14 protein-coding genes are annotated in these 13567 nt (G+C 62.4%); 9 read left to right on the top strand and 5 right to left on the bottom strand.

Annotated elements, in window-relative coordinates:
- Window positions 1-102: 102 nt before the first annotated feature.
- The 5 genes from AC58X1_RS10200 to AC58X1_RS10180 all read left to right on the top strand — a co-directional run bounded on the left by AC58X1_RS10200 (window position 103) and on the right by AC58X1_RS10180 (window position 5371).
- Window positions 103-1017 carry an ABC transporter permease subunit gene (locus AC58X1_RS10200; protein WP_101315985.1) on the top strand — a complete coding sequence of 305 codons (915 nt, stop codon included), beginning with the start codon at window positions 103-105 and terminating at the stop codon, window positions 1015-1017.
- A 2-nt stretch (window positions 1018-1019) separates the two neighbouring features.
- Complete coding sequence (gene livM, locus AC58X1_RS10195; RefSeq protein WP_101315987.1) at window positions 1020-2309, top strand: high-affinity branched-chain amino acid ABC transporter permease LivM; 1290 nt, start codon at window positions 1020-1022, stop codon at window positions 2307-2309.
- Window positions 2306-3181, top strand: a complete 876-nt coding sequence (locus tag AC58X1_RS10190) for an ATP-binding cassette domain-containing protein (RefSeq protein ID WP_101315989.1) — start codon at window positions 2306-2308, stop codon at window positions 3179-3181. The genes livM and AC58X1_RS10190 overlap by 4 nt, the downstream gene beginning before the upstream one ends.
- Window positions 3178-3894 (top strand): ABC transporter ATP-binding protein, encoded by a 717-nt coding sequence (locus AC58X1_RS10185; RefSeq protein WP_103435867.1) that lies wholly within the window; start codon window positions 3178-3180, stop codon window positions 3892-3894. Before AC58X1_RS10190 ends, AC58X1_RS10185 begins: the two co-directional genes overlap by 4 nt.
- A gap of 709 nt (window positions 3895-4603) precedes the next feature.
- A complete protein-coding gene (locus tag AC58X1_RS10180; protein ID WP_103435868.1) occupies window positions 4604-5371 on the top strand; it encodes an SDR family oxidoreductase in 768 nt (255 codons plus the stop codon).
- A 48-nt stretch (window positions 5372-5419) separates the two neighbouring features.
- Here the strand turns inward: AC58X1_RS10180 and AC58X1_RS10175 are convergent, their stop codons facing one another.
- The 3 genes from AC58X1_RS10175 to AC58X1_RS10165 all read right to left on the bottom strand — a co-directional run bounded on the left by AC58X1_RS10175 (window position 5420) and on the right by AC58X1_RS10165 (window position 7709).
- Complete coding sequence (locus tag AC58X1_RS10175; protein WP_497428806.1) at window positions 5420-6529, bottom strand: AGE family epimerase/isomerase; 1110 nt, start codon at window positions 6527-6529, stop codon at window positions 5420-5422.
- Window positions 6530-6587: 58 nt separating this feature from the next.
- Complete coding sequence (gene fabR / locus AC58X1_RS10170) at window positions 6588-7220, bottom strand: HTH-type transcriptional repressor FabR (RefSeq protein ID WP_101315997.1); 633 nt, start codon at window positions 7218-7220, stop codon at window positions 6588-6590.
- Window positions 7221-7343: 123 nt separating this feature from the next.
- Complete coding sequence (locus tag AC58X1_RS10165) at window positions 7344-7709, bottom strand: hypothetical protein (RefSeq protein WP_220632997.1); 366 nt, start codon at window positions 7707-7709, stop codon at window positions 7344-7346.
- 328 nt (window positions 7710-8037) lie between these two features.
- Here AC58X1_RS10165 and AC58X1_RS10160 point away from each other — a divergent pair, with 328 nt between their 5' ends.
- Window positions 8038-10101: an AsmA family protein gene (locus tag AC58X1_RS10160; RefSeq protein ID WP_259074363.1), complete on the top strand. Its 2064-nt coding sequence runs from the start codon at window positions 8038-8040 to the stop codon at window positions 10099-10101.
- A gap of 60 nt (window positions 10102-10161) precedes the next feature.
- Here AC58X1_RS10160 and AC58X1_RS10155 read toward each other — a convergent pair whose 3' ends face one another.
- Both AC58X1_RS10155 and osmE read right to left on the bottom strand, forming a co-directional pair.
- On the bottom strand, window positions 10162-10692 hold the full coding sequence (locus tag AC58X1_RS10155) for a ferritin-like domain-containing protein (protein WP_101316002.1): 531 nt from the start codon (window positions 10690-10692) through the stop codon (window positions 10162-10164).
- Window positions 10693-10735: 43 nt separating this feature from the next.
- Window positions 10736-11077: an osmotically-inducible lipoprotein OsmE gene (osmE, locus tag AC58X1_RS10150; protein ID WP_150572865.1), complete on the bottom strand. Its 342-nt coding sequence runs from the start codon at window positions 11075-11077 to the stop codon at window positions 10736-10738.
- Between the two features lie 123 nt (window positions 11078-11200).
- Between osmE and AC58X1_RS10145 the strand changes: the two genes are divergently transcribed.
- The 3 genes from AC58X1_RS10145 (at window position 11201) to AC58X1_RS10135 (ending at window position 13521) form a co-directional block, all read left to right on the top strand.
- Window positions 11201-12091: an esterase/lipase family protein gene (locus AC58X1_RS10145; protein WP_101316006.1), complete on the top strand. Its 891-nt coding sequence runs from the start codon at window positions 11201-11203 to the stop codon at window positions 12089-12091.
- A gap of 78 nt (window positions 12092-12169) precedes the next feature.
- Window positions 12170-12442, top strand: coding sequence for a PsiF family protein (locus tag AC58X1_RS10140; RefSeq protein WP_101316008.1), 273 nt, complete (start codon window positions 12170-12172; stop codon window positions 12440-12442).
- Window positions 12443-12513: 71 nt separating this feature from the next.
- The gene (locus tag AC58X1_RS10135; RefSeq protein WP_101316010.1) at window positions 12514-13521 is read left to right on the top strand and encodes an AI-2E family transporter; all 1008 of its coding nucleotides are present in this window, start codon (window positions 12514-12516) and stop codon (window positions 13519-13521) included.
- Window positions 13522-13567 lie beyond the last annotated feature (46 nt).

Raw genomic sequence — 13567 nt, 5'->3', positions numbered from 1 at the left:
TCTTTATCCGTAGATCTGCACCTGTGCTGCACCACGCGGGCCGCCTGACGGCAGCCCCGCTGTGGCCAGCGCAGGGGCGATCTCACTCAGCGAGATTGCGTTATGGATGGTATTTTCCTGCAGCAACTGGTCAACGGCCTGACCCTCGGGTCGGTCTACGGCCTGATCGCCATCGGCTACACAATGGTCTATGGCATCATCGGCATGATCAACTTCGCGCACGGCGAGGTGTATATGATTTCCGCCTACCTGGCGGCAATCAGCCTGGCATTGCTGGCTTATTTCGGTGTCGAATCCTTCCCGCTGCTGATGCTCGGCACGCTGCTGTTCACCGTGGTGGTGACCGGTGTGTACGGCTTCACCATCGAACGTATCGCGTACAAACCCCTGCGTAACTCCACCCGCCTGGCGCCGCTGATCAGCGCTATCGGCATCTCGCTGATCCTGCAGAACTATGCGCAGATCAGCCAGGGCGCTCGCCAGCAAGGCGTGCCGACCCTGCTCGAAGGCGCGCTGCGGGTCGAGGTTGGTAGCGGCTTCGTGCAACTGACCTACACCAAGATCTTCATTCTGATTGCTGCCTTTGCCGGCATGGCCCTGCTCACCTATGTGATCAAGTACACCAAACTTGGGCGGATGTGCCGCGCCACCCAGCAAGACCGCAAGATGGCCTCGATTCTGGGTATCAACACCGACCGAGTGATCTCCTACGTATTCGTCATCGGTGCGGTCATGGCCGCCCTGGCTGGCGTGTTGATCACCATGAACTACGGCACCTTCGACTTCTATGCCGGCTTCATCATCGGCATCAAGGCGTTCACCGCCGCGGTGCTCGGCGGCATCGGTTCGCTGCCTGGAGCCATGTTGGGCGGGATCATCCTGGGCATCTCCGAATCACTCTTCGCCGGCCTGATCAACTCCGACTACAAGGACGTGTTCAGTTTCTCGCTGCTGGTGTTGATCCTTATCTTCCGGCCACAAGGCCTGTTGGGCCGCCCGCTCGTGGCTAAGGTGTGAACATGTCTGCTGCCAATTCTGCTTCTTCCGGTTTTGATATCAAACGCAGCCTGATCGAGACCATCGTCGCCGGCCTGCTTGCCCTGATCGTGTTCGGCCCGGTGGTCGGCGTGGTGCTCGATGGCTATACCTTCAACGCCGAGCCCGCCCGTGTGGCCTGGCTGGTCGGCGCGGTGATGGTCGGGCGCTTCGTGCTCAGCCTGTTCTTCCAGAGCGGCACCGGCCAGCGCATGCTGCAGGGCTTCGACAGTGGTGGCTCGGGCGTGCATGTGCTGGCGCCGGACTACAAGTCGCGGCTGCGCTACATCATTCCGGCGCTGATCGTGATCGCCATCGTGTTCCCGATCTTCGCCAACAAGTACCTGCTGACGGTGGTGATTCTCGGCCTGATCTACGTGTTGCTGGGCCTTGGCCTGAACATCGTAGTCGGCCTGGCCGGCTTGCTCGACCTTGGCTACGTGGCGTTCTATGCCATCGGCGCCTACGGCCTGGCGCTTGGTTACCAGTACCTCGGCCTGGGCTTCTGGACGGTGTTGCCGCTGGCCGCCATTGCAGCGGCACTGGCCGGCTGCATATTGGGCTTTCCGGTATTGCGCATGCACGGCGACTACCTGGCGATCGTGACCCTGGGCTTTGGCGAGATCATCCGCCTGGTGCTGAACAACTGGCTGTCCTTCACCGGCGGGCCGAACGGTATGCCGGCGCCATCACCGACCTTCTTCGGCCTGGAGTTTGGCCGCCGGGCCAAGGACGGCGGGGTGCCGTTCCATGAGTTCTTTGGTCTGGACTACAACCCCAACGTGAAATTCCTGTTCATCTACATCGTGCTGTTCCTGGTCGTGCTGGCGGTGCTGTACATCAAACATCGGCTGACCCGGATGCCGGTTGGCCGCGCCTGGGAAGCGCTGCGCGAAGACGAGATCGCCTGCCGCTCGATGGGGCTTAACCACGTGCTGGTGAAACTCTCGGCATTCACCCTGGGCGCTTCTACCGCGGGCCTGGCGGGGGTGTTCTTTGCCACTTACCAAGGCTTCGTCAACCCGTCCTCGTTCACCTTCTTCGAGTCGGCGTTGATCCTCGCCATCGTGGTGCTGGGCGGCATGGGCTCGACCGTTGGCGTGGTGATTGCGGCGTTCGTGTTGACCGTGGCACCCGAGCTGCTGCGCAGCTTCTCGGAATACCGCGTGCTGCTGTTCGGGGTACTGATGGTGCTGATGATGATCTGGCGACCGCGTGGGCTGATCCGGATCAGCCGCACCGGGGTAGTCCCGCGTAAAGGAGTGGCGCCATGAGCGACGAAGTCATTCTCTCGGTCGAACACCTGATGATGCAGTTTGGCGGCATCAAGGCATTGAGCGACGTCAGCCTGCAGGTCAGGCGCAACCAGATCTTTGCCTTGATCGGCCCCAACGGCGCCGGCAAGACCACCGTGTTCAACTGCCTGACCGGCTTTTACAAGGCCAGCGGCGGGCGCATCCAGCTCAACCTGCGCGGTAACCAGACCGACGTGATCCAGTTGCTGGGCGAGCGCTTCCAGCCCAGCGACTTCGTGTCGCCGGCGCGTTTTGCCAGTCGCGTGTACTACAAGATGTTCGGCGGCACCCACCTGGTCAACCGCGCCGGGCTGGCGCGGACCTTCCAGAACATTCGCCTGTTCAAGGAAATGTCCGTGGTGGAGAACCTGCTGGTGGCGCAGCACATGTGGGTCAACCGCAATCTGCTCGCCGGCGTGCTCAACACCAAGAGCTACCGCAAAGCTGAAAGCGATGCGCTGGACCACGCTTTCTACTGGCTCGAAGTGGTCGACCTGGTCGACTGTGCCAACCGCCTGGCTGGCGAATTATCGTACGGCCAGCAGCGCCGCCTGGAGATCGCCCGGGCCATGTGTACCCGGCCCAAGATCATCTGTCTGGACGAACCGGCCGCCGGCCTCAACCCGCAGGAAACCGAAGCACTGAGCCGGATGATCCGCGTGCTGCGCGACGAGCACGACATCACCGTCGTGCTGATCGAGCATGACATGGGCATGGTCATGAGCATCTCCGACCATATCGTCGTGCTCGACCACGGTACGGTGATCGCGCAAGGCGCGCCGCAGGAAATTCGCCACAACCCGACGGTGATCGCCGCCTACCTGGGTGCAGATGAAGAGGAACTGGTATGAGTGCACCCATTCTCGAGCTGAAGGAGCTGGACGTGTTCTACGGGCCGATCCAGGCCCTGAAAAAGGTCTCGATGCACATCAACGAGGGCGAGACGGTCAGCCTGATCGGCGCCAACGGTGCCGGCAAGTCGACGTTGCTGATGTCGATCTTTGGCCAGCCACGGGCAGCATCCGGGCAAATCCTTTATCGCGGCACCGACATCACCCGCAAATCGCCGCACTTCATCGCTTCCAACGGCATTGCCCAATCGCCGGAAGGGCGCCGGGTGTTCCCCGACATGACCGTCGAGGAGAACCTGATGATGGGCACCATCCCCATCGGCGACAAGCACGCCAGCGAAGACATGCAGCGTATGTACGAGCTGTTTCCGCGGCTCAAGGAGCGCCGCAGCCAGCGGGCCATGACCATGTCTGGCGGCGAGCAGCAGATGCTGGCAATCGCCCGCGCGCTGATGAGCCGGCCCAAACTGCTGCTGCTCGATGAGCCATCGTTGGGCCTGGCGCCGATCGTGGTCAAGCAGATCTTTGCCACCCTGCGCGAGCTGGCCCAGAGCGGCATGACCATCTTTCTGGTGGAGCAGAACGCCAACCATGCCTTGAAGCTGTCGGACCGCGCCTATGTGATGGTCAACGGCGAGATCCGCATGACCGGCACCGGCCAGGAGCTGTTGGTCAACGAGGATGTGCGCAACGCCTATCTTGGCGGCCATTGATGGTCAGGGGCCGCCATGCGGCCCCTTCTTTCAGCAAATGTGGACAACTTGTCGCACACCGTTGATTTCGCTTCTTCGAATCCCTCGCCAAGCCCTTGTTTGCATAGGTAGAAACTTGTCCACGGATCGTGTGGAACTGCCTGTGGACAACATGGTGGCACTCTGTTGCAGCCCTTTGTAATCAAGGCTTGTAGATGTTTGATCATATTTTGATCAATGCCCTTTGGATACCTGTAACGGCGCCCTGATTAGCCCTGCAGCGGATGGGTTTCGCGCCTGATCAGTCTGTGGATAACTCTGTGCAAAAGCCTTGGACAGACTGCTGCAAGTGGCAGCTAGCATGGCTTTGCTCGACTTAACCTTTATAGGGTGCACGCTGGCCCTGTAGGAGCGGCCTTGTGTCGCGAAAGGGCTGCGTAGCGGCCCCACGATTTAGGCAACGCCGCAGAACTGCTGGGGCCGCTACGCGACCCTTCGCGACACAAGGCCGCTCCTACAGAGACCGCGTCTAAGCGGGTTGCAAGTTGCCCCCAATCGGTGGGGAAAGCCCTGTGGATAACATGCGCATAGCCTGCACCGGGCCTTATGCGGCAAGGCTTTGCGCAATGTGTACGTTTTTTGACCAGTCGCTTAAACGGCTTGCTGGCTGGGCCGGCCACGGGCATGCTTCAAGGCCTGCCGACGACACCCCATTGCGAAGGAGAACAGCATGACGTCTACCGTATTCATCACGGGCGCCACTTCCGGTTTCGGCGAGGCCACCGCCCGCCTGTTTGCCGACGCAGGCTGGAAGCTGGTCCTGACCGGCCGACGTAAAGAGCGCCTGGATGCGCTGTGCGCCGAGTTGTCGGCCAAGACCGACGTGCATGGCATCGTGGTCGACGTGCGCGACCGCGCGGCAATGGAGCAGGCCATCGCCAACCTGCCGCCGGCGTTCGACAAGCTGCGCGGGCTGGTCAACAACGCAGGCCTGGCACTGGGTGCAGACCCTGCGCAGAAGTGCGACCTGGACGACTGGGACACCATGGTCGACACCAACATCAAGGGCCTGATGTACACCACTCGCCTGCTCCTGCCGCGGCTGATCGCTCATGGTCGTGGCGCGTCGATCCTCAACGTGGGTTCGGTGGCGGGTAACTATCCATACCCTGGCAGCCACGTCTATGGCGGCACCAAGGCGTTTGTCGGTCAGTTCTCGCTGAGCTTGCGCTGCGACCTGCGTGGCACTGGCGTGCGGGTCAGCAACATCGAGCCAGGCCTGTGCGAAAGCGAGTTTTCGCTGGTGCGCTTCGGTGGCGATCAGTCCAAGTACGATGCAACCTACGCTGGCGCCGAAGCGATCCAGCCGCAGGACATCGCCGAGACCATCTTCTGGATTCTCAACCAGCCGGCGCACATCAACATCAACAGCCTTGAGTTGATGCCGGTGAGTCAGGATTGGGCTGGGTTCTCGATCGATCGCTCGCCCAAAGGCTGAGCGCAGCAACGGGGCCGGCCTGCGGCCCCTTGGTGCGACGCGTAACCGTCAGGCCAGCGCGTCCAGCCCTTGCAGGCAGGTCGCCAGGTGATAGGGCGTGGTCGACGGCATGTCGTGCCGGCTGACCGCGCCGGTGGCGTCCAGGCATTCGCGCCAGCCGCCTGCATGCAGGAACTTGTCCTCCAGCGAGCGTAGCTGTTGCAACAGCTGCTGCTCACTGCCCGGGCGCAATGCCAACGCGCGCAGGTATTCTGCCTTGGCCCAGATACGCTGGGTGGGGTCGAGCACCTTGCCATTGATATCCAGGCTGGCGAGTACCGCCGCATCGATCACGCCATGGCGCTCGGCGTAGTCAAAGCCACGGGCGATCGACCCATGCAGCGCGCTGCTGTTGAGCAGCGGCGATGTTTCGAGCAGGTAGAACCACTCGAACTGATGACCAGGTTCGAACCAGTTATCCACAGCGCCGCGCGGTTTTTCCAGCATCAGGCCGTGCTCGGGCTCGATGAAGTGCGTTTGCAGCGCCTCACACAGTTGCAGCAACGCTTGCTGCACGTCCTGATCGTCGCGTACTGCGAGGGTTTGCAGGAAGGCTTCGGCCAGGTGCATCTGCGGGTTTTGCAGCGGGCCGCTGCCCAGGTCGGCCCAGTCTTCGCCCAGGTTTGCTTCATACAGGCCATCGTCGCGCGCGAAGCGTTCGGCTACCACTTCCAGCGCTGCGTTCAGTGTGGCTTCGACCAGCCCCTCCTGCACCTTGCCCCAGTAATGCGCGCAGGCGAACACGATGAACGCATGGGTGTACAGGTCCTTGCGCCGGTCCAGCGGCTTGCCGGCGGCGTCTACGCTGTAGAACCAGCCGCCGTGTTCGGCATCGTGGAAGTGGCGCTGCAGCGAACGGAACAATGCTGCGGCGCGCTCGGCGGCGCCGGCTTGCTCGATACGGCTGCTGAACAGGTACAACTGACGCGCGACGGCCATCGCCCGGTAGCGCTGCACGGGCAGTGGCTGGTGCTGTTCATCGAGGGCTTCGAAAGGCAGAGCCATTTCGTCGTTCCAGCCTGGGCCTTGCCACAGTGGCACGATGCGTTCAGCGAAGTGCTGACGGAAACGCGCCAGGCGGGTGCTCAGCTCGGGCAGGGTGGGGCGGGGGTCGGACATGGCAACGCTCGTCGCAATCGGGCAGGGCGCCATGATAGCAGCTAGCGGCCAAGGGTCGTCAGCCAGGGGTGCTCAAACCCTGCCAGTGGCGTGCACCGACAAAGATGAAGCGCAGCTGCTGGGTGATCTTCTCCTGCGCGCTGAGCGGCTGGGCGGTGTGCGGGTCAGGGCTGTCGATCAGCTCGGGCAGGGTGGCGAATACGGTCTTGACCACCAGGTCGGCCATCACTTCCAAGGCTGCCGCATCAAGGTGCTTCCAGCGCGGCATCAGGCCGAGGTCAGTGGCAAGGTCGGAACTGATGTGCTGGCGCAGGCGAGCGATGGCCTGGCGCACCGGCTGCGAGCCGCCGTATTGCTCGCGGGCGAGAAACAGGAACTGAGTGCGGTGCGCGGCGACCATGTCGAGAAAGATGCGTACCGAGGCATCGGTGATGCCACCCATCTCAAATTCGTTTTGCCGCACCAGGCGGATCGCGTGGCGGAAGGTCGCGTCGACTTCTTCGACCAAGGCCAGCCCGAGCGCGTCCATGTCAGGAAAGTGCCGATAGAAACCGGTGGGCACGATGCCGGCGGTCTTGGCCACTTCACGCAGGCTGATGCTGCCAAAGCCACGGCCGCTCTCCATCAACTGGCAGGCAGCGTCCAGCAAGGCTTGACGGGTCTGGAGCTTCTGTTCGGCGCGAGGCAGCATGGGGCAGGCTTCTGTGGCTGTACGACGGGGTTATTCTGGATAAAAAAACAAAGCCCGGTCAATGGACCGGGCTTGGAGGGTAGCAGGCGCAATATCGAGGATCGACCTTTTCTGCCATGGCAATCAGCTCACACGGCTGAGTTCAAGCAGACGATCCGAGCCACCTTCGGCTACTCGGCCACTGCGCTCGATCAGACGGTCCGAGCCACCTTCGGCAACACGGCCACTGCGCTCGATCAGGCGGTCCGAGCCACCTTCAGCGACGCGGCCACTGCGTTCGATCAGGCGATCAGAGCCACCTTCGGCGACACGGCCACTGCGTTCGATCAGACGATCCGAGCCACCTTCGGCAAGGGTGTTCAAAGGCTGCACGGCGGCCGCGTCGCTGGAGCGCGACTCGGCGGTCAGGTGCTGCTCCTGACCAGGCAAGGCGAAGGCACTGGTGGCTGCGATGGACAGGGCAAGGCTAAGCAGTAATTGGCGTTTCATGATCAGGGCGCTCCTCTGGAGGGCTGGAAAGTGGGTACGAAGCCAATGCTACCCGCCGCACCGCCAGAGAAAAGTTCATAAGGATAATGGTAACAATCGACAGGATTGATACTGTTGCAGCAGCGGCTCTAGCCCAGGCATTTCGGCTCCGCGCGCATGCCACTGAGCAGCTTGGTAACCATTCAATCTCACGGCAAAGCTGATGAGGTCGTCAGAAAATTCTTGGCTAGAATGCGCCATGGATTAAACCCAGCGGCTTTTCATCAGTCCCACTTATTAAGTGTCACCGTCGTGGCGCCATGAGCCATGCAGTCAGGAGAATCACGCAATGACGCGCCCCGCCAGAATCATCACCTGGACCCTCGCCACACTGATCACCTTGCTGGCGATCCTGGTGGTGGTGATCGCCACCTTCGACTGGAACCGCGCCAAGCCGCTGCTCAACGAGAAAGTCTCAGCCGCCTTGCAGCGACCGTTCGCCATCAACGGCAACCTCGCCGTCAAATGGCGCACCGAGCCTGAAGAAGGCGGCTGGCGCGCCTGGGTGCCGTGGCCGCACTTCATTGCCGAGGACCTGACCCTGGGCAATCCGGAGTGGCTCAAACAGCCGCAGATGGTCGGCCTGGAGAAGGTCGAATTTCGTCTGTCACCGCTGCCGCTGATCTTTCAGCACATTGTCATTCCGCGCATCAACCTGACCAAACCCAATGCCAGCCTGACCCGCCTGGCCGATGGCCGCGCCAACTGGACGTTCGATTTCGGGCCAAAGGATGAAAACGCCGAACCGTCGAAATGGGTGCTGGATATCGGCGCCATCGGTTTTGATCAGGGCAATGTCAGCTACAACGACCAGATCCTCAAGGCTGACATGAAGGTGCAGATCGACCCGCTGGGCAAGCCAATCCCGTTCAGCGAGATCGTCGGCAAGGCCCGCGCCGAGAAGAGCGCCGGCGCCCAGGACTACGCCTTTGGCCTCAAGGCCAGCGGCCGCTACAAGGATCAGCCGGTGTCCGGCACTGGCAAGATCGGTGGCCTGCTGGCGCTGCAGGACGCCAGCCAGCCGTTCCCGTTGCAGGCCGACGTGCGTATTGCCGACACCCATGTGGTGGTCGCCGGCACCCTGACCGACCCGCGTAACCTGGGCGCGCTGGACCTGCGCCTGAAGCTGTCCGGCGCGAGCCTTGGCAACCTCTACCCGCTGACTGGCGTGACCCTGCCGGACACACCTGCGTACTCCACCGACGGCCATCTGCTGGCCAACCTGCACGCTGCCGAGGGTGCGCGGTTCAGCTATGAAGGTTTCAACGGCAAGATCGGCGACAGCGACATTCATGGCGATCTGGCCTTTGTCGCGAGCAAGCCGCGGCCCAAACTGAGCGGCAAGCTGGTCTCCAATCAGCTGCTGTTCAAGGACCTTGCGCCGTTGATCGGCGCTGACTCCAACGCCGAGCAAAAGGCCCGTGGCGGTGCCAGCAAGCAGCCAGGCGACAAAGTGCTGCCGGTCGAAGAGTTTCGGACCGAGCGCTGGCGTGCAATGGATGCCGACGTCAGCTTCAGCGGCAAGCGCATCGTGCACAGCTCCAAGCTGCCGTTCAACGACCTGGCCGTGCACCTGATCCTCGATGACGGCCTGTTGCGCCTGCAGCCGCTGCGCTTTGGCGTAGCCGGGGGCAATCTCGCCGCCAACATCCGCCTGGATGGCCGTAACGTGCCGATGCAGGGCCGGGCCCGGCTGACCGCGCGTGGCTTCAAGCTCAAGGAACTGTTCCCAGGCTTCGCGCCGATGCAGACCAGCTTTGGCCAGCTCAACGGCGATGCCGATATCAGCGGCCGTGGCAATTCGGTTGCGGCGCTGCTCGGCACCGCCAACGGCGACATGCGCATGCTGATCAACGATGGCGCGATCAGCCGTGAGCTGATGGAACTGGCCGGCCTCAACGTCGGTAACTATGTGGTCGGCAAATTGTTCGGCGACAAGGATGTGCAGATCAACTGCGCGGCCGCCGATGTCGGCATCAAGGACGGCCTGGCGAGCACGCGCGTGTTTGTCTTCGATACCGAGAACGCGATCATCTATGTCGATGGCACGGTCAACTTCGCCAGTGAACAGCTCGACCTGAAGGTCACCCCGGAGTCCAAGGGCCTGCGCCTGTTCTCGCTGCGCTCGCCGCTGTATGTGCGCGGCAAGTTCGTCAAACCCAGTGCTGGTGTGCAGGCGCTGCCGCTGGCCCTGCGTGGCGCCGGTATGGTTGCCCTGGGCGTTGCGATTGGCCCGGCAGCAGGGCTGCTGGCGCTGATTGCACCGGGTGACGGCGAGCAGAATCAATGCACGCCATTGCTTGAGCAAATGAAAGCCGGCAAGGCGCCGGCGGAGGTCAAGACGAAGAAGTAAGGCGGGTTCGTTATCGGCCTCTGCACCGCAGGTTGCGGGCAGAGGCCAGAGGCTAGCGAATCACAGACCCTTGAGCAGGTCGGCCATGTCGTCGGCGTGCTCTTCTTCCTGGGCCAGGATGTCTTCGAAGATGCGCCGGGTGGTCGGGTCGCTCTCGCCGATGTACTGGATGATCTCGCGGTAGCTGTCGACCGCGATGCGTTCAGCCACCAGGTCTTCCAGCACCATCTCCTTGAGCGAGTTGCCCGCTACGTACTGCGCGTGGGAGTTCTTGCTCAGGTTGTCCGGGTTGAAGTCCGGCTCGCCGCCCAGCTGGACAATACGCTCGGCCAATTTGTCGGCGTGTTCGGCTTCCTGGGTGGCGTGCTCGAGGAACTCGTCAGCTGCTGCTGCCGCCTTGATCCCGCTGGCCATGAAGTAGTGGCGCTTGTAGCGCAGTACGCAGACCAGCTCGGTTGCCAGCGACTCGTTGAGCAGCTGGATGATCTTCTCGCGGTCGGCGCTATAGCCTTCGGTCACGGCGCCGTCTTCAACGTGCTGGCGGGCGCGTTCGCGCAAGGTGTGTTTATCGGTCAGTTCAACGTTGCTCATGCTTATCTCCGAGATATCAGGGTTGTCAGGGCTTCAGGAAGACTCACGCGCCAGTTGCGGCTTTCGTGTCTTCTTCTCGTTGTTTGCAGGTCTTGAAGCCTTTGGCATCGACGTGGCCGGTGGCATCGAAGCGCACGTAGTAGGGCTGTTGATGGCCATCACGGTTGAGGATGTAGTCGTTGCAGGTGCCGCCGTTGGGCAGGTCAATGACCATCGACGGGCTGCCACCGATGGCGATTACCTTCTGCATGGTCATGCCGTTCTCGACCTGCTTGACCAGCGGCTCGTCACGGTAGGTAACGTAGTCCACCGGGTTTTCCGGACGGCTGCCGCAGGCGGCCAGGGTTGCGCTGGCCAGAAGGATTGCCAAAGTCTGTTTGTACATGGTCCCGCTCCTTGCTCAGGGTGTGTGCAGGATTGGAACCGCAGCGCGGCTCAGGAGTTCGATTGTGGCTGTCATCTACCCCGCGTTAGTGTTGGCGCACGGCCAAACCCGAGGAGAACGGCAATGAAACAGGATCTGGCGACGCGATACCCGGTGGTGCTGGTGCCGGGCATGCTCGGTTTTGTCCGGCTGCTGGTTTATCCCTACTGGTTCGGCATCGTGTCGGCGCTGCGCCGCGGCGGTGCCAAGGTCTATCCCGTGCAGGTGTCGCCGCTGCATTCCAGCGAGGTGCGTGGCGAGCAGCTGTTGGCGATCATCGAAGACATCTGCCAGCGCAGCGGCGCCGCCAAGGTCAACCTGATCGGCCACAGCCAGGGCGCACTCAGCGCGCGCTATGCCGCTGCCAAGCGGCCAGACCGGGTTGCCTCGGTGACGTCGGTGGCCGGGCCCAATCACGGCTCGGAGCTGGCCGACCACCTCGAACGCACGGCGCCCGGGCACTCGCTTAAAGGGCGTGTGCTGCGCGTCGTGTTGCACGGCCTGGCGCGGTTGATGGGCTGGCTGGAAACGGGCTGGCGCCGTGAGCGGCTGCCGATCGACGTGCACGCGTCGCATCAGTCGCTGACCTGCGCGGGTGTGGCGCTGTTCAACCAGGCTTATCCACAGGGCCTGCCGCAGGAATGGGGCGGCGAGGGCGCCTATGAGGTCAATGGCGTGCGCTACTACTCGTGGTCGGGCACGCTGCAGCCAGGCTTGACCGACCAGGGCCGCAACCGCTTTGACGGCAGCAACCGCTTCTGTCGCCTGTTCGCCCGCAGCTTCGTCCGCGAGAAAGGCCAGTGCGACGGCATGGTCGGGCGCAACAGTTCGCACCTGGGCCAGGTGCTGGGCGATGACCACCCGCTGGATCATCTGGACATCGTCAACCAGTCACTCGGTGCGGTGGGCAAGGGGGCTGAGCCGGTGCGGCTGTTTACCGAGCACGCCGCGCGCTTGAAAGCCGCGGGGCTCTGATGGCGCTGGCACGCGGAAATAGTTGGCTACACTCAGGCTTGGATCCGTGCATTGGGCGCGGAACAAGGAGACCACTCCATGAAGCGACTGCAAGCGCCATTGCTGGTATTGGGCATGTTGATCTGCGCGCAGGGCTTTGCCGCCACCGCCCAGCAGGAAAAGATGAAGAGCTGCAACGCCGACGCCACTGCGCAGACCCTCAAGGGTGATGAGCGCAAGGCATTCATGAGCAAGTGCCTGAAGGTCACCCAGCAGGAGAAAATGACCCGCTGCAACGCCACCGCCACCGAGAAGACCCTCAAGGGTGACGAGCGCAAAGCATTCATGAGTACCTGCCTGAAGAAGAAATGAGCTGTATCTATGTTTGCGCGCCGAAGGCTGGCAGACTGCGATTCTTTTCCGCTGTCTGCCCCTGAGGCTGTATGACTTTCACCCCTCGCCAGGTCACCCTGGCCAGCTGGATCATCGTCTTTGCCGGCCTGTTGCTGGCCCTGCCGCTGAAGTTGTTGCCAAGCCTGCTCGCCGGCCTGCTGGTGTTCGAACTGGTCAATATGCTTACCCCGCGGCTACAGCCGATCATTGCCGGGCAGCGCGCGCGCTGGCTGGCGGTGGCGTTGCTGGGCACGCTGGTGGTGATCAGCCTGACGTTGCTGATTGCGGGCGCGTTCAGCTTCTTGCTGCATGAAGCGGAGAACCCTGGCGCCTCGCTGGACAAGTTCATGCTGCTGGTGGAGCAGGCGCGTAGCCAGTTGCCACCGTTCATCGAAGGCTACCTGCCGGCCAGTGCGGCCGAGTTCAAGGTGGCGATTGGCGAATGGCTGAGGAGCCACCTCGGTGAATTGCAGCTGGTTGGCAAGGGCATGGCGCACATGTTCGTCACCCTGCTGATCGGGATGATCCTCGGTGCCATCGTTGCCTTGCAGCGCATCCCCGATATCTCCCGGCGCAAGCCACTGGCAGCGGCGATGTTCGAACGGCTGGCGCTGCTGGTGCAGGCGTTTCGTAATATCGTCTTCGCCCAGATCAAGATCTCGCTGCTCAACACCTTCTTCACCGGGATCTTCCTCGCAGTGGTGCTGCCGCTGTTCGGCGTACACCTACCGCTGACCAAGACCCTGATCGTGCTGACCTTCCTGCTCGGCCTGCTGCCGGTGATCGGCAACCTGATGTCGAACACGCTGATCACCATCGTCGGCTTGTCGCTGTCGATCTGGGTGGCGTTGGCGGCGCTGGGCTATCTGATCGTTATCCACAAGGTCGAGTACTTCCTCAACGCGCGGATCGTCGGCGGCCAGATCAGGGCCAAGTCGTGGGAGTTGCTGCTGGCGATGCTGGTGTTCGAGGCCGCGTTCGGCTTGCCGGGAGTGGTGGCCGGGCCGATCTATTATGCGTATCTGAAAAGTGAGCTGCGCCGCGCCGAGCTGGTGTGAGGGGCAGGCCTGACAGCACGCGCTAACGCGCTGCCAGGCTTGCGCT

Source organism: Pseudomonas sp. PGPR N4 (genome assembly GCF_059693665.1).
Note: the sequence above shows the minus strand (reverse complement) of the source record. Positions and strands in the feature narration are given on the sequence as shown.